Raw genomic sequence first — 16,058 nt, 5'->3', positions numbered from 1 at the left:
AGTTAAGGAAATACTCCTTGTATGTCAAGGGTTTTTCGAGGGATCTTTAAAGTGCCTGTTTAGGTGAGAGGTGCCTACTCCCCGGTTTTTCTACAGGAATCCCTTCAAGACATTGGGGACAACCTTCCGGATCGTAGGCAAGGGCGTGTACCTGGAGCAGGGAAAGGTGCGGCAGGCCGGTGGGTGCCACCGGTTCTTCTGTGTAACGGTGTACGATGGAGGCCGTCGCCAGCACTTCTCCTCCTGAGGCAGAGGCCAGTTCGGCTGTTTCCCGGATCGACCCTCCGGTGGTGACCACGTCCTCCACGGCAAGGACCCGGTCGCCGGGCTGGACGGCGAATCCGCGCCGGAAGGTCATCTCCCCTCCTACGCGTTCGCTGAAGATGGCCCTTACCCCAAGGGCGGCGGCCACTTCGTGACCGATGACGATCCCTCCCACAGCCGGGGAGACAACAAGGTTGACGCCCCCCTCCCCTTTTTCACCAAAAAGCTCGGCGGCGCGGAGGGCAAGTTCCCTGCCTATCCTCCTGGCAAGTTCGGGGTGCTGGAGGACCTGGGCGCATTGAAGGTAGGTGTCGCTGTGACGCCCGGAGGTCAGGCCGAAGTGCCCCTTGAGGAGACCCCCGTTCTCCCTGAAGATTTCGAGGAGGCCGTTGTTATCCATCCCTGCTTTCGATGAGTTCCTTGATCTTGCTCTGGAGAACCTCGTTCTCGTAGGGTTTGGTGAAGTAGGCATCGGCACCCATGGCCATGCCCTTTTTGGCGTCCTCATCCGAATAGTAGACGGCGGAGATCATGACGACGATGATCCTCCTTAAATTTGGATCCTCCTTGATCTGCCGGCAGAGCTCGAACCCGTTCATTCCCGGGATGTTGACGTCGAGGAGAACGACATCGGGACTCTCCTCGTGGACCTTCTTGAGAGCGTCCATCCCTTCCTGGGCGGTGACGATATCGTACCCCTCCATCTCGAAGATCTGCTTTTGCATGGTGAGGATGACAATATTATCCTCAACGATGAGAATTCTCTTGGCCATTTCTAAGTCCCTCCTGTGGACGTAAAACCCGGTTTTCCTGGCCGGGAATTTGATCTCAGCCCGTTCCCCTGGCGGCCGATCCCCGTTCCATCTCATCGAGGATCATCCGCACAGCCTCTTTCCTGTCGGCTGCCTTGACGATAGGCCTGCCGACAACAAGGTAATCGGCCCCGTCGGCAACGGCTTTTTCCGGGGTGGCGATCCTGGACTGGTCATCGGCGGCGGTTCCGGCAGGCCTGATCCCCGGTATAACAAGAGCGCAATGGTCATCCACCACAGCCCTCACGGCGCTGACTTCGAGAGGCGAACAGACGACCCCGTCTGCCCCCGCCTCCCGGGCCATAACCGCAAGGCTCAGGACCCGCTCCCTGATATCACCGTTCCAGCCTATCTCCTTCACAGCGTCCCGGTCAAGACTTGTCAGGACCGTGACTGCCAGGATCCTGGCGTCGCCGGCGGCTTCCCTGGCGGCCCGGATCATGTCCCGCCCCCCGGAAGCGTGAACGGTAAGCCAGCTGACTCCCAATGCCGATGCCCCCCGGACGGCGCCGGCGACGGTGTTCGGAATATCGTGGTACTTCAGATCCAGGAAGACCTTGCCTCCCGATCCGATGATCCTTTCCACGATCCGTGGACCATGGCGGGTGAAAAGCTGGGAACCCACTTTCAGGGCGGCAACCTCATGTCCGATGTCGTCGGACAGTTCCACGGCCTCATCACCGTCGTCCATGTCCAGTGCCACCATGAGACCCGTGTTCAATTACCACTCCTGGATCCGATTCCAGCAACCTCGCAAAAAGCCTCTAGGAGCTGTCATCCGCAATAAACCTGATTAACAGGATTAGGTATGAAAATCAACCTAATGTGGGTCTCATCCGGTGTCCGTCACGAGTGAACCGGACAGTTCCAGGACCCCGACACCTTCCTCCATGCAGTATTTCCGCACCCCTTCGAGTATCCTGACCGGCGCGAGAGGATCGACAAATGTGGCCGTCCCTACCTGGACGGCTCTCGCCCCCGCGATGAGAAACTTCAGGGCGGTGGCACTGTCGGAGATGCCCCCGATACCGACGACGGGGATCTTCACGGCCTTGAACGCCTCGTGGACCATCCTCAGCGCCACGGGCGTGACGGCCGGACCGGAAAGCCCGCCAACCAAACCGCCGAGGAACGGTTTTCTGGTGGCGATGTCGATCTCCATCCCGGTGATGGTGTTGATGAGGGATACCGAGTCGGCCCCCGCTCCCTGAACCGCGCAGGCCACCCCGGCGATGTCGCCGCAGTTGGGAGAAAGTTTTACCATGAGGTGAAGCTCCGTGACCGGCCTGAGGGCCTTGACCAGCCCCGCCGCCAGGGCCTGCTTCATCCCGAACTGTACGCCCCCCTCCTTGACGTTGGGGCAGGAGATGTTGATCTCCAGGGCCGAGATTCCTTCAACCCCGCTCAAGGTCTCGCACACCTTGATGTACTCTTCAACGGTGCTCCCCAGGACGTTGACGATGACCCGTGCGCCGCGCTTCCTCAAAAAGGGCATCTTCTCCGCGATGAACGCCTCCATGCCCACGTTCTGCAGGCCGATGGAGTTGAGCATGCCCGAAGGGGTCTCCACGACCCTCGGGGGCGGGTTGCCCTGCCTCGGTTCGGCGGAGATCCCCTTGACCACCACCGCGCCCAGTTCGGCGATGTCGAAATACTCCGAAGCCTCTTCACCGTACCCGAAGGTACCGGAGGCGGTCATGACGGGATTGGGGAGCACCAGACCGCGGCCAAGATCAACGCTGAGATCGATATCCTTCATTGGGCCTCTCCGGAATAGGGAAGGAGAAAGGAGGGAGGAGGAAGGAACTCCCAACGACAGCCAAAATCATTTCTTTTCGAGGCTGGTAAATGCTTTACCCTTTTTTCTTCATCCTTCATCATTCCTCCTTCAGATGTCCCCGAACGACTCTTCCGTCAGTTCATCCCCGTCGAACACCGGGCCTTCGCGGCACACCCTGACGTACCCCCTGCCGGCGATCATCACCGCGCACCCGGAACAGACGCCGAAACCGCAGGCCATCCTCGCCTCCAGGGAGTACTGGGCCGCCAGGCCCCTGCCCGCGACCATCCCTCGGACGGCCTTTATCATGGGGCTGGGGCCGCAGACGAACAGGTGGGTCCCCTTCTCATCGAGCCTCGGCGCCAGGAGGTCCGTTACCAGCCCCGCGGTCCCGCAGGAACCGTCCTCGGTGCAGGTGAAGGTCCCGACTCCCGGGAAAGTCCGCAACTCCAGATGAAGGAGCCGGTCCCGGCTCGATTCTCCGTAAAGGAGTGTCACCTCCCGGGCCCTGCCCAGTGCGGACAGGCGGCGTGCCATGGCCAGCAGGGGCGGCAGACCGACCCCGCCGGCGACAAGGATGGTCCGGCTTCCCTCCGGGGGCAGGGTAAACCCCCTGCCCAGGGGGCCCAGGAAACTGGCTTCCCGCCCAGGAACCCACCGGGCCATGAGCCCTGTCCCCCTTCCGACGACACGGTAAATGATCTCGATGACGGCAGATTCGCCGTTCCTCTCGAAACCGGCCACTCCGAAGGGCCTCGCCAGGAGGGGTTCGAACCCTTCAGAGACCCTGAGCATGATGAACTGCCCCGGTTCGGGCTCCTTTCCGGACCATGTGGGGACTGAAAGGGCCATCCTCCACAGGCCGGTACCCACCAGTTCATGCTGGGAGACCACCGCTGCGGTCAGGGCAGGTTTGATGCCGTCAGGGGTGCACATGGGTTTTCACCTCCGGTGAAATACAATCTCATATCTCAGATCTCAAATCTCAAATTTCAAAACAATCTAAAATCCAAGATCCAAAAAGCTGATCCACCACAGGGTACGCAGGGTTTCACAGTGTAAGAACAAATAATATCTAGTTCTAGTTTCCAGTTCTGGTAAATCTGTTACAGCGTTAGAGCTTTTCTCCTGGATTCCCGCTATCGCGGGAATGACGATCGCAAACCCGTTAATCGTCCCTGGCCTCCGGCATGGATATCCGCCAGCCCCCTTTTCCCATTATGAACGGGAAGAGCCTGAGCTGGTCCCGGTACCCGCCCACGGCGAGGGTCAGGTGATCGACGCCCGCGGGGAAATTGCCCAGGGTTGGATCGATGGGGATCCATTCACCGACGTGGACTTCCACCCAGGTGTGGAAGAGGAAGGCATCCCTGTCGGGCAGGTAAACCACGCCGTAGGCGAAGCGCGCAGGCACCCCGGAAGCGCGGCACAGGGCTACGGTGAGCAGGCTGTGGGACTGGCACTCCCCCTCCCCGGCTTCGAGCACCGTGAGAGCTGAAAAACATTCGCGCATCGATTTGCCCAGGTTGCCGTAGACCCACCTCCCGACGGCGAGCGCCTTTTCCCACGGATCCTGGACGCCCTTGGTCACCTCGGCAGCCAACTCCCTGATACGGGAGGAATCGAGGTCAAGGCCGAAAGTGTCGGCCGGGGATTCACCCTGTTGGCTCACCCTGGCGCCGGGAGGCGGAACCCGGGGCGATTCGAGGGTAACGGTGGCGCTGCCGTCACCCATCTTCACGGTCTGCCATCTCGTATCGGGAAACTTACGGAAGGAACCTTCGAGGGTGATCTCGGCCTTTGAACGCGCCCCGAGGTCATCGGGGATGCCGGTGCCCGGGACCGCTGTCTGGGAAAGGATCTGTTCCAGGGGCAGGGCGCCTTCAACTTCTCCATCGCCGGGCTCCCTCGCCACCACGCCCAGGGCCATCTCCTCCCTGGTGACCATCCCGTCATCGTCCAGCCAGAGCCTTTCCTCCATCCCCCAGTACCTCACCGTAAAGGAACGCCCCATGGGTGTCTGGCCGTGGTACACGGAGGTGAACGGAAGATCCTGGCCCAGGGTCAGGTTGTGCACACCCATGGACCGTTCTTTTCCCACCTCACCCGGGTTTCGGTTCAGGAAAAGGGGAAGCACGTCGGTCAGGACTGCCTTTTCCGGTATGGTGACCTTCTCCCGGCTTCTGGAACCTCCCGTTATCTGCTCCCGCTGGAAGGTGCCGGGACCGGTCCTGATGGCACGGGTCTCCCAGCCGCCCGCGCCGAAGTCGATCTGAGCCACGCTGCCTAAAAGTCCCAGTTCCCCGTCCACCCACGATCGGCCCACGGAGGCCATCTCGAAACGGTCCCCACGGAACGACAGGCGAAGGGTCACCGCCTCGGACAGCTCCCGGGCGGGGACGGTCTGATCCCACTTGCCGTCCCTTGCCGCGAAGGTCAGGTCTCCGACCCGTTTATCGCCGGAGTAAACCCCCAGTTCCCGGACCCGTTCGGGACCAGGGTCGGTGAAACGGGAAGCCGGATCGAAGGCGGCCTGTTTTCCACGGCATCCGACAGTTAGCGTCAAAAGAACGCAAAGCACCAACCGTGCGGCCACAAATTTATCACTCACATTTTTCATGATGAATACATATTTAATTATTCTGTCCGGCCGATCGGCTCAACATCCCGTAGAGCGGCCTCTCACAGAGCTCACGGAGAACACGGAGAAAATCAGAGAACCATATAATCAAGTTTACCCCGAATTCGCCTTTCTCTGTGGCCTCTGTGCACTCTGTGAGAAACTGCCTTTGAACTATTTCTGTCATCGCGAACCGCCACCCGAGTGAAGTGATCCCGGGATTGCTTCGTCGCGCCCTCGGCGTGACTCGCAATGACAAATGTGTTTTTCGCTCAGTCGCTCAGTCTCCTCGTCTCCGTGTCGGCTCTTCCCGCATCCTGGCGGTGGAAATCCTGGATCGCCTTGACATCCCAGTTTTCCCTCTTGAGCGCCTCGATCCCGAGGACAGCCGCCCTGGCCCCCGGAACCGTGGTGAAATAGGCCACCTGGCGGTCGATGGCGGACCTTCGGATCGTATAGGAATCGGCAATGGCCTGGACACCCTCCACCGTGTTGATGACCAGTTTTACCTCACCGTTGATGATGGCGTCCACCACGTGGGGACGTCCCTCCCGGACCTTCTTGACGAACTCGCATGGGATCCCGCCGGCCTGGAGATGGTCATGGGTGCCGCCTGTGGCAAGGATGGTAAAGCCCATTTCGCGCAGTTTGGCCGCAACCGGGACCAGCGCCTCCTTGTCGTGGTCCTTGACGGAGATGAGGGCGGTCCCCTCCCTGGGAAGCCGCATTCCGGCAGACAGCTGGGCTTTCGCGTAGGCGATGGGGAAATCGGCATCGATCCCCATGACCTCGCCTGTGGATCGCATCTCGGGCCCCAGGAGGGCATCCACGCCGGGGAACTTGATGAAGGGGAACACCGCCTCCTTGACCGAAACGTGCTCCGGGACGATCTCCCGGGTAAAGCCCAGTTCCCCGAGGGTCCTGCCCACCATGACCCTGGCCGCCAGCCCCGCCAGGGGCACACCGATAGCCTTGCTCACAAAGGGCACCGTGCGCGAGGCCCTCGGGTTGACCTCCAGGATCAGCACTTCCCCGTCGCGCACCGCGTACTGGACGTTCATGAGTCCCTTGACCTCGAGAGCCCTGCCCAGGAGCCTGGTCTGGCGGATGATCTCTTCCACGACATCCCGGTCCAGGGAAACGGGCGGCAGGCTGCAGGCCGAATCCCCCGAGTGGACCCCGGCCTCCTCGATGTGCTCCATGACCCCGCCCACGACCACCATCTCGCCGTCGGAGATGGCGTCCACATCCACTTCGATGGCGTCTTCCACGAACTTGTCCACGAGGATCGGGTGCTCCGGCGACGCCGTCACCGCCTCGGTCATGTACCGCTCGAGACTCCGCTCGTCGTGGACGATCTCCATGGCCCGCCCCCCCAGGACGTAGGAAGGACGCACCACCACGGGGTACCCGATCCCGAAGGCCGCTGCCATGGCCTCCTCGACTGAGGTGGCGATACCGTTAGGGGGCTGCTTGAGGCCGAGATGGTGGAGGAGCTTCTGGAACCGTTCCCGGTCCTCGGCCAGGTCGATCATATCGGGTGATGTCCCGATGATCGGGACCCCGGCCGCCTCCAGGTCCAGGGCCAGCTTCAGCGGCGTCTGCCCTCCGAACTGGACCACGACGCCGTCGGGCTTTTCAGTATGGACGACATTAAGTACGTGCTCCAGTGTGAGAGGTTCGAAGTAGAGCCGGTCCGCAGTGTCGTAATCGGTGCTCACCGTCTCGGGGTTGCAGTTGACCATGATCGTCTCGTACCCCTCGTCCTGCAGTGCGAAGACGCCGTGGACGCAGCAGTAATCGAACTCGATCCCCTGCCCGATGCGGTTGGGCCCTCCCCCGAGGATGATGATCTTTTTCCGGTCGCCGGGAGCCGATTCGTCCTCCGTCTCGTAGGTGGAGTACAGGTAGGGCGTGTGGGCCGCGAACTCGGCGCCGCAGGTGTCCACCTTCTTGAACACCGCCCGGATCCCGTCCGCAGCCCTCCTTTTCCTGACCTCGTGCTCGTCCGTCCCGGTGAGCTGACCCAGACGGATGTCGGAAAAGCCGGCCTGCTTGGCGGCCATGAGGTCCTCTTCGGTGACGTCCTGAAGGCCCTTGCCGGCGAACCACTCCTCGGCCCGCGCAAGCTGGGAGACCTGCTCCAGGAACCACGGGTCAAAGGAGGATATTTTCCGGATCTTCCCGAAGGGCATCTCCCTCCTGAACGCCTCGGCCAGGTACCACAGTCGTTCCCAGTTGGGGACGCGCACCTGTTCCAGGACCTGGTCGTCCGACGCGTCGGCCCGCTCCTCGAGGCCCGCCGAGGAGATCTCGAGGGAGGAGACCGCCTTTAAAAGGGCCTCCGTGAAGGTCCGACCGATGGCCATGGCCTCTCCCACCGATTTCATCTGGGTGGTCAGCACCTGATCGGCCTTGGGGAACTTCTCGAAGGTGAAGCGGGGGAACTTGACCACGACGTAGTCGATGGTGGGCTCGAAGCAGGCGGGGGTAAGGCGGGTGATGTCGTTGGTGATCTCGTCCAGGGTGTAGCCAACGGCAAGCCTGGCCGCGATCTTGGCGATGGGGAACCCCGTCGCCTTGGAGGCCAGGGCGCTGGAGCGGGATACCCTGGGGTTCATCTCGATGACAACCATGCGCCCGTTTTCCGGGTGGACACCGAACTGGATGTTGCACCCGCCCGTGTCCACGCCGATCTCCCTGATGATGTCCAGGGAGGCGTCCCTTATCATCTGGTATTCGCGATCCGTCAGTGTCATGGCGGGAGCGACCGTGATGGAATCTCCCGTATGGATCCCCATGGGGTCGAAGTTCTCGATGGGGCAGACGATGACCACATTGTCCAGGCGGTCCCTCATTACCTCCAGCTCGAATTCCTTCCATCCCAGGATGCTCTCCTCCACGAGGATCTCACCCGTGGGAGACAGGTCGATGCCCCACTGGACGTACCGGTTGAACTCGTCCATGTTGTAGGCCACGTTCCCGCCGGTGCCCCCGAGGGTGAAGGAAGGCCTTATGATGGCAGGGAGCCCCACCTCCTCAAGGACCTTCAGGGCATCAGCCATTGTCCTGGCGTCACCGCTCTTGGGAAGGTCCTGGCCGATCTTCTTCATGGCTGCCTTGAACTTTTCCCGGTCCTCGGCCTTCTCGATGGCAGCGCGGTCAGCCCCGATCATCTCCACACCGAACTTTTTGAAAACGCCCCTTTCGTCCAGGGCCACCGCCAGGTTCAGCGCAGTCTGACCGCCCAGGGTGGGCAGGACGGCGTCGGGCCTTTCCTTTGCGATGATCTTTTCCACGAACTCCGGAAGCAGGGGCTCGATGTAGGTGCGGTCGGCGATTTCGGGATCGGTCATGATGGTGGCCGGGTTGCTGTTGACCAGGACGATTTCGTACCCCTCTTCCCTGAGGACCTTGCACGCCTGGGTGCCGGAGTAGTCGAATTCACACCCCTGCCCGATCACGATGGGCCCGGAACCTATGATGAGGATCTTCTTGATGTCAGTGCGCTTTGGCAATTGAAAATCTCCGATTTCGCTGTGCTATGTGCTGTGTGCTATGAACTATGTCAAGAGTCTGCGCAATTCACAGCTTGACTTAGCCCATAGTACCTAGCCCCTAGCCCCAAACTCTTCCATCGATTTAACAAACCGATGGAAGAGGTAATGACTATCATGGGGCCCGGGGGCCGCCTCGGGGTGGTACTGCACCGAGAAGGCCGGTATCTCAAGGTGGCGGATCCCCTCCACGGTCCGGTCGTTGAGGTTGACATGGGTGACCTCGACACTCCGGCCCGCCGCATGGAGGGACTCCGGGTCCACCGCGAAGCCGTGGTTCTGGGAGGTGATCTCCACCTTCCCCGTTGACAGGTCCTTGACGGGGTGATTCCCCCCGTGGTGCCCGAACTTCAGCTTGTAGGTCCGCCCGCCGAGGGCGAGGCCCAGTATCTGGTGCCCAAGGCAGATCCCGAAGATGGGGACGTGCCCGAGGAGCTTTTTGACCGTCTCGACGGCGTAGGTGACCGGTTCGGGATCGCCGGGGCCGTTGGACAGGAACACACCGTCCGGGCCCAGCTCACGGATCCTTTCCGCCGTCGTGGATGCCGGGACCACTGTGACCCGGCATCCCACACCGGCCAGTTCCCGCAGGATGTTGCGCTTGATCCCGTAATCCACCGCCACGACGTGGAACCTCTTTGCCGCCGAACCGAACCCGGTGAGGGGGTGGTACGGCCCCTCCTCCCAGCTGTATTCGGCATCCGGCGTCACCTGCCCGACAAGGTCCTTCCCGGCCATGGACCCCCAGGAACGGGCCATCTGAACGAGCCCTTCCACGCTGTGTTCCTCCCCCACCCCGATGGCGCCCGCCTGGGCGCCCTGGTCCCGGATATGCCTTGTCAGTGCCCTCGTGTCGATCCCCTCGATACCGGTGATGGAGTGGTGCGCAAGATACGCCCCCATCTCGTCCACGGCCCGCCAGTTGCTGGTAAGGGGGGAGTTTTCCCGGACCACGAACCCGGCCACACAGGGTTTCGCTGACTCCTCGTCTTCGTAATTGACCCCCGTGTTGCCGATCTGAACCGGCGTCATGACCACGATCTGGCGATGGTAGGAAGGGTCCGTGAGGATCTCCTGGTATCCGGTCATGCAGGTGTTGAAAACGACCTCCCCCACCGTGACACCGCCAGCCCCGAAACCCCAGCCCCGGTATATGGTCCCGTCGGCCAGGGCCAGAACGGCCCGGGGCTTGTTGTCTTTCAAGATCTGTGAAAGTGAGAGCATTGGAATTCCTTTTATGGTTCATCCGGGAAATGCGCACCCAAGTGGCGTCACGTCAAGGCCCGGAAGGGCGTTCACCACTAAGCGGCATAACAGAAAATCTCAAGCGTGTGAGCGGGGTGACTACAGTCTTGTGACATTAAGGCGACGTTGTCGATTTTCGCACAGAGCAAGCTAGCGCCCCGTTTGCACCTTAGCCCGCATGAAGCAAGGTAAGGGCTCCGTTGAGACCCTCGAATCACCAGAGGCGGGCAAGGTGCTATAAATAAAAAGCTTGACTACAATAAACCAGGTCACAGAGAGCTCAGAGAAGGGCTGCAAGCGGTGAAAAACCTGGAACCTGAGGCACGTTAGCGGCGATCACCATACAGCTCCTTCCCTGTTCCCTATTCCGTTTTAACGATTATTCCTTCTTCCCTGTCGTATACCTTCCTCCCCCCAACAAAGGTACTTACCACCTGGCCCGTCAGTTCCATCCCCGCCAGGGGGGTGTTCTTTCCCCTGGACAAAAACGACCCGGGTTCGACGGTCCACTTCGCCGACTGGTCCACGATGACGACGTCGGCGGGGGCTCTGTCGGCGAGGGTTCCCCCCGGGAGCCCCGCGACCCTCGCGGGGTTGACCGTCCACCTGGCGACGGCGTCCATAAGGCCGATCCTGCCCGACTCCACCAGGCTGAGAGTCAGGGCCAGGGCGGTCTCGAACCCCGAGATGCCGAAAGCCGCGTGGTCGAACTCCACGTCCTTTTCGTCCCTGTGGTGCGGGGCGTGGTCGGTGGCGATGACCTCGATGGTCCCGTCCACAAGTCCCTCGATGACCGCTTCCCTGTCATCGACCGTCCTGATGGGCGGTTTCACCTTGGCGCTGGTGTCGTACCCGATCACCGCCTCGTGGGTTAGGGTGAAGTAGTGGGGGCAGGTCTCTGCCGAGACCTTGAGCCCCTCCGCCCTGGCGTGCCGGATGAGGTCCACGGCTCCCCGTGAACTGACGTGGGCAATGTGGATCCTCCCCCCGAACTCCCTGATGATGGCGATGTTCCGCGCCATCTCCGAGACGGCGGCCGCCGCGGGGATCCCCTCCAGGCCCAGCATGGTGGAGACGTAACCCTCGTGCATGACACCGTCGCCGGCCAGGTTGAGATCCTCGGCATGGTCGATGACGAACAACCCGAAGGCTGCCGCGTACTGGATGGCCCGCCTCATGATCTCACCGTTCGGAACGGGCCGCCCGTCGTCGGAAACGGCGACACAACCGCAGTCGGCGAGTTCCCCCATCTCCGAAAGGGACTCACCCGCCATTCCCTTGGTGACCGAACCCACCGGGTAGACCCGGGCGAGGCCGGCCAGGCGGGCCTTTTCCAGGATGTAGGAGGTCACCGACGCGCAGTCGTTGACAGGGTTGGTATTGGCCATGCACATCACCGAGGTGATGCCCCCCTTGACGGCAGCCGCGCACCCGCTGGCCACCGTTTCCTTGTACTCGAAACCGGGTTCCCTCAGGTGACAGTGCATGTCGATGAAACCGGGCATCACGAGGAACCCTGCCGCATCCATTTTTTCACATCCCCTGGGCGCTTCGAGCCCCTTCCCGATACCGGCGACGACACCTCCGTCGAGGAGAAGGTCCACGACCTCGTCCCGCCCGCTGGCGGGATCCACGATCCGTCCGTTACTGATCAGCCATTTCATCCGCCCCTCCGCATAAAAGATAAAGGATCGCCATCCTCACCGCGACCCCGTTTTCCACCTGGTTGAGAATGACGCTGTCGGGCCCGTCAGCGATCTCCGATGAGATCTCGACACCCCTGTTGATCGGCCCGGGGTGCATGACGATGACGCCGTCGTTGGCCCTTTCCAGCCGCTGCCGGTTCAGCCCGAAGAACCTTGCGTACTCCCGCAGTGTTGGGATCAGGGGGCCGCTCTTGCGCTCCAGCTGGATCCTCAACATGATGATGACGTCGGCGCCATCGATGGCCGCGTCGAAGGAGGGGGCCACCTTTGCCCCCATGTGCTCGATGCCCGGGGGGATCATCGTGGGGGGGCCTGTCACGTGGACCTCGGCTCCCATGGTCGTGAACCCGTAGATATCGGACCGGGCCACCCGGCTGTGGGTGATGTCCCCGGCGATGACCACCTTCAGGCCGGCCAGGCCGCCTTTTTTATCCCGCACTGTGAAAAGATCCAGCAGCCCCTGGCTCGGATGCTGATGCGTGCCGTCCCCCGCGTTGACCACCGAACAGCCGAGACGGGTCGACAGCATCTCCGGCGCCCCGCTGGACTTGTGCCTGATGACGACTACATCGGGAGCCATGGACTCGATGTTCTTCGCCGTGTCGATGAGGGTCTCGCCCTTGACGGTGCTGCTGGCGGAGGAGGTGAAGTTGACCCCGTCAGCCGAAAGCCTCTTGGCCGCGATCTCGAAGGAGGTCCTCGTGCGGGTGCTCGCCTCGAAGAAGAGGTTCACCACCGTCTTTCCCCTGAGGGTGGGGACCTTCTTGATCTTCCTCCTGGAGACCTCCTTCATGCCGACAGCCGTGTCGAGGACCCGGGTGATGTCCTCCGCAGAGAGCCCATTGAGACCAAGTAAATGTCTGGAATTGCCGATCATCGAAAAACCCCCTTGGTGTCAAACCAAAGACCAAAGCCCAAAGACCAAAGGGAATACGTGGCAATTGGTAATTTGTTCCTCTTTGGACATTGGACATTGGACTTTGGACTCATCATAGTTCCCCTTCCACGATAATCACCTCGTCCATTTCGGCTCCACCCTCCGTGAGGAGGACCTGGACATCCTCGTGCTTGCCGGTGGGGATGTTCCTGCCGACAAAATCCGCCCTTATGGGGAGTTCACGGTGCCCCCGGTCCACCAGGGCAGCCAGCTGGACCCGGGCGGGACGCCCGTGGTCCATGAGGGCATCCATGGCCGCCCGGATCGTCCGGCCCGTGTACAGGACGTCGTCCACCAGGACCACCGTTTTGCCTGAAATATCCACTGGCATGTCCGTGGATTTTGGCAGTGGTTTGGGCTTGTCATCGATGTCGTCCCGGTAAAAGGTGATGTCCAGGCTCCCGGAAGGGATCTTGACCCCCTCCACGTTGAAGATATGTTTCTGAATCCTCCTGGCGACGGCAGGCCCCGGCGTGGGGATCCCAACCAGCACCAGTCCCCTGGGCCCCTTGTTCTTTTCAAGGATCTCGAAAGCGATCCTCTTGATCGCCCGGTCGATCTCTACGCTGTCGAGGATCTGGGTTCTTCGTCTGCCCTTCATGGCCGCCCTCCGCACAAAAAAAACCCCCCCGCGCACGCGGAGAGGTTCTTGTGGATAAAATGGGTATTCCGGTCCATCACGGCCCCTTTCTAATCTCACGGAATTAGATTAAAGGGTGGTTCGACCGCCTTTATCTCTTGAATGGGCTGAGTTGTCAAGAACAACCGGATTTAGCAATAATTTCCTGAGGTTGGCAGGGTGGGAAGATGACAGCCCGGAGTGATTGGTGATTGGTGATTTGTGATTTGTGATTTGTGATTGGCAGGCGCATGCCGCGTTATTGCCAGTCACCAGTCAGTCACATACCCCCGGCAAAGTCAGGGGCTTGAACTGTGAACCGCTCAAAGCGGTTATTAAAACTTCGGGCCGCCTGAAAGGCGGCTACCGGAGGAGCTATCGATTTGGCACACTCGGCAGCTTCTGCAGGCCCTTTTCGGCCCTCGGGCTGAAGTTCCAGGTGTGGGTGTAAAGTTCGAAGGGAGTTTTTACCTGGACGGTGTACTTCACCTCGATGAGGACCTGGCGGGTCTGCTCGTCCTTGACGATGGTGAATTTTCCCTCCGTTACGGGTATCTCGTTGAGGCGCGCCGATTCGAGGACCTGGAGGCGGGCCTTCTCGACGGTCCCGTCGACGCTCAGGGTCCGGGCGATGGTGTCGATATCGTTTGAGAACATGGCGTTCTTGATGTAGGGAGTCCCGATCCTCCACAGGGAGACGACGGCGTAGATCACGGCTGCGGCCACCAGGATTTTTTTAAGGTTCATAAAATTAAATCTCCGATTTAATTTTTCAAATTTACGAACTGCAACGGAATTCCCAGGTCCTTTTCCTTGAGATCGGCGATGACCGTCTGGAGGTCGTCGATCTTCTTGCCCGTGACACGCACCTGGTCGTCCTGGATGGCCGCCTGAACCTTGAGCTTGCTGTCCTTGACCATCTTGACGATGGTACGGGCCGTGTCCTTGTCGATCCCCTGGGCGAAGGTTCCCTGGCACTTCAGGTGCCCCTGGCTGGTCCCCTCCGGTTCGGAGAAGGTGAGCCCCTTGGGCTCGATCTTGCGCCGCACCAGGTGGGTGATGACAATCTCCTGGATAGCCTTGAGCTTCATCTCGTCGGCGGCGAGTACCTTGAGCGCCCCTTCCTTGCGGTCCAGCTCCAGTTCGGAGCGTGACTGGCGCAGGTCGTACCGGGTGGCGATCTCCTTCTTGGCGTTGTTCACCGCGTTATCCACTTCCTGCATGTCGATCTTGTTCACGATGTCGAAGGATGGCAATTTCAACTCCTTATAGAAAAGTATGGACTAGCGTCCATATGTCCATACTTTTCTATCTGTCAAGCTGCGCTTGGAAAAACCAGCTGTTAGCTGTCAGAAAACACCCTTTAGAATCACTCATGTCCGCCAGGGCAGACAGAGGCGCAGGGGTTCGCGAAAACAAGGATAACTATTCTCAGAATCCAAAGCAAACATAAACCTTGATAATCAGAATTCGGTGAATTCTGATTCTTATTACCGTGATGGGGGGAAAATGCAAGCGAGAAACATCGGGTCCCGGATACCTGTCCGCCAAATCTTCTTATCAATCGCGGCTTTCATGTCCACGACAGCTTCAGCGAAAGTGGAAGCGAAGGATGCAGCCTTGCGCGCAGGAGGAACGCAACCCCGCGGGATCTCACCGAATTGCCCCCTATAAAGAGGAGGAAAGCCGTTCGGTGACCATATGCCGCTCTTTCCTGACCCGGTCTTCATCCCATTTCATCTCCCCGCCCATAAGATCGATGACCCGCCCGGAAGCTTCCCCGGCGGCCGCGGTGTCCAGCTGGGCGAGGGCGGTGCGGTGGGCAAGCACGTCCATGGCGTGCTCGGCGCACTCGTGCCGGACACCGTACAATACTTCAGCCTCCACGTATGGGTGGCCCTTTGCCAGGAAGGCTCCGTAGCCGTCGGCGGCGATGCGGGCAACCGCCTCGGCCCGGTCGCCGTAGGCACGGTTAAGATGCGTCGCAACCCGTGCGTCCAGGCCGTACTCTACGACCAGACTGGCATCTCCCGCGGGATCGTAGCCTTCCCCTCCCATGAGGTATATCCCTTCGGTCCGGCATCCCGTTTTGGGCTTCAGGGAGAACTTGCGCACGGCCAGGTTAACGACGTCCAGGGCCATTTTCCGGTAAGTGGTCCATTTGCCCCCTGCGATGGTGATGAGCCCTGAAGGGCTCTGGTCGATGAGGTGGTCCCTCGTCAGCCTGGCCGTGTCCGTGGCTTTTGGATCGAAGATGAGAGGTCTCAAGCCCGACCAGGCGGCTTTAATGTCAGACTCTGCCACGGTAAGGTCGAAGTAGCGCCCGATGTGGCGAAGCAGGTAGGCGATATCTTCTTTCGATGGGCGCGGGTGCGCCTCGACCTCGGCGGGTTCGTCGGTTGTGCCCACCAGGGCGTGCCCTTCCCACGGCAGGACGAACAGGACCCTGCCGTCCTCCGTTTTGGGGATAAGCAGCCCGGTGTCCGGCGGGGCGAAACGTTTGTCGAGGACGATGTGA

At 60.7% G+C, this 16,058-nt stretch carries 14 protein-coding genes; all 14 read right to left on the bottom strand.

Annotated elements, in window-relative coordinates; all coding sequences use genetic code 11:
* Window positions 1-46 precede the first annotated feature (46 nt).
* Window positions 47-664 carry an orotate phosphoribosyltransferase gene (pyrE, locus tag P1S46_02985; GenBank protein ID MDF1535451.1) on the bottom strand — a complete coding sequence of 206 codons (618 nt, stop codon included), beginning with the start codon at window positions 662-664 and terminating at the stop codon, window positions 47-49.
* Window positions 657-1,037, bottom strand: coding sequence for a response regulator (locus P1S46_02980; GenBank protein MDF1535450.1), 381 nt, complete (start codon window positions 1,035-1,037; stop codon window positions 657-659). Before P1S46_02980 ends, pyrE begins: the two co-directional genes overlap by 8 nt.
* A 55-nt stretch (window positions 1,038-1,092) precedes the next feature.
* Window positions 1,093-1,797, bottom strand: a complete 705-nt coding sequence (pyrF, locus tag P1S46_02975; protein MDF1535449.1) for an orotidine-5'-phosphate decarboxylase — start codon at window positions 1,795-1,797, stop codon at window positions 1,093-1,095.
* Between the two features lie 111 nt (window positions 1,798-1,908).
* On the bottom strand, window positions 1,909-2,835 hold the full coding sequence (locus P1S46_02970) for a dihydroorotate dehydrogenase (GenBank protein ID MDF1535448.1): 927 nt from the start codon (window positions 2,833-2,835) through the stop codon (window positions 1,909-1,911).
* Between the two features lie 129 nt (window positions 2,836-2,964).
* Window positions 2,965-3,792 carry a dihydroorotate dehydrogenase electron transfer subunit gene (locus P1S46_02965; protein ID MDF1535447.1) on the bottom strand — a complete coding sequence of 276 codons (828 nt, stop codon included), beginning with the start codon at window positions 3,790-3,792 and terminating at the stop codon, window positions 2,965-2,967.
* A gap of 232 nt (window positions 3,793-4,024) precedes the next feature.
* Window positions 4,025-5,467 carry a transglutaminase-like domain-containing protein gene (locus P1S46_02960; GenBank protein MDF1535446.1) on the bottom strand — a complete coding sequence of 481 codons (1,443 nt, stop codon included), beginning with the start codon at window positions 5,465-5,467 and terminating at the stop codon, window positions 4,025-4,027.
* A 281-nt stretch (window positions 5,468-5,748) separates the two neighbouring features.
* A complete protein-coding gene (gene carB, locus P1S46_02955; GenBank protein ID MDF1535445.1) occupies window positions 5,749-8,994 on the bottom strand; it encodes a carbamoyl-phosphate synthase large subunit in 3,246 nt (1,081 codons plus the stop codon).
* Window positions 8,995-9,087: 93 nt separating this feature from the next.
* Window positions 9,088-10,257 carry a glutamine-hydrolyzing carbamoyl-phosphate synthase small subunit gene (carA, locus tag P1S46_02950; GenBank protein ID MDF1535444.1) on the bottom strand — a complete coding sequence of 390 codons (1,170 nt, stop codon included), beginning with the start codon at window positions 10,255-10,257 and terminating at the stop codon, window positions 9,088-9,090.
* Between the two features lie 383 nt (window positions 10,258-10,640).
* Window positions 10,641-11,942, bottom strand: coding sequence for a dihydroorotase (locus P1S46_02945; GenBank protein ID MDF1535443.1), 1,302 nt, complete (start codon window positions 11,940-11,942; stop codon window positions 10,641-10,643).
* Entirely contained in the window at window positions 11,923-12,861 is a 939-nt protein-coding gene (locus tag P1S46_02940) for an aspartate carbamoyltransferase catalytic subunit (GenBank protein ID MDF1535442.1), read from the bottom strand. The genes P1S46_02945 and P1S46_02940 overlap by 20 nt, the downstream gene beginning before the upstream one ends.
* 112 nt (window positions 12,862-12,973) lie before the next feature.
* A complete protein-coding gene (gene pyrR / locus P1S46_02935; protein MDF1535441.1) occupies window positions 12,974-13,522 on the bottom strand; it encodes a bifunctional pyr operon transcriptional regulator/uracil phosphoribosyltransferase PyrR in 549 nt (182 codons plus the stop codon).
* Window positions 13,523-13,915: 393 nt separating this feature from the next.
* The gene (locus P1S46_02930) at window positions 13,916-14,287 is read right to left on the bottom strand and encodes a hypothetical protein (protein ID MDF1535440.1); all 372 of its coding nucleotides are present in this window, start codon (window positions 14,285-14,287) and stop codon (window positions 13,916-13,918) included.
* A 17-nt stretch (window positions 14,288-14,304) separates the two neighbouring features.
* On the bottom strand, window positions 14,305-14,796 hold the full coding sequence (locus P1S46_02925) for a YajQ family cyclic di-GMP-binding protein (GenBank protein ID MDF1535439.1): 492 nt from the start codon (window positions 14,794-14,796) through the stop codon (window positions 14,305-14,307).
* Between the two features lie 412 nt (window positions 14,797-15,208).
* The coding region (locus P1S46_02920) for an FAD-dependent oxidoreductase (GenBank protein MDF1535438.1) at window positions 15,209-16,058 on the bottom strand (850 nt) is incomplete at its 5' end.

The sequence above is a fragment of the bacterium genome (genome assembly GCA_029210545.1).
Taxonomy (GTDB): domain Bacteria; phylum BMS3Abin14; class BMS3Abin14; order BMS3Abin14; family BMS3Abin14; genus JARGFV01.
Note: the sequence above shows the minus strand (reverse complement) of the source record. Positions and strands in the feature narration are given on the sequence as shown.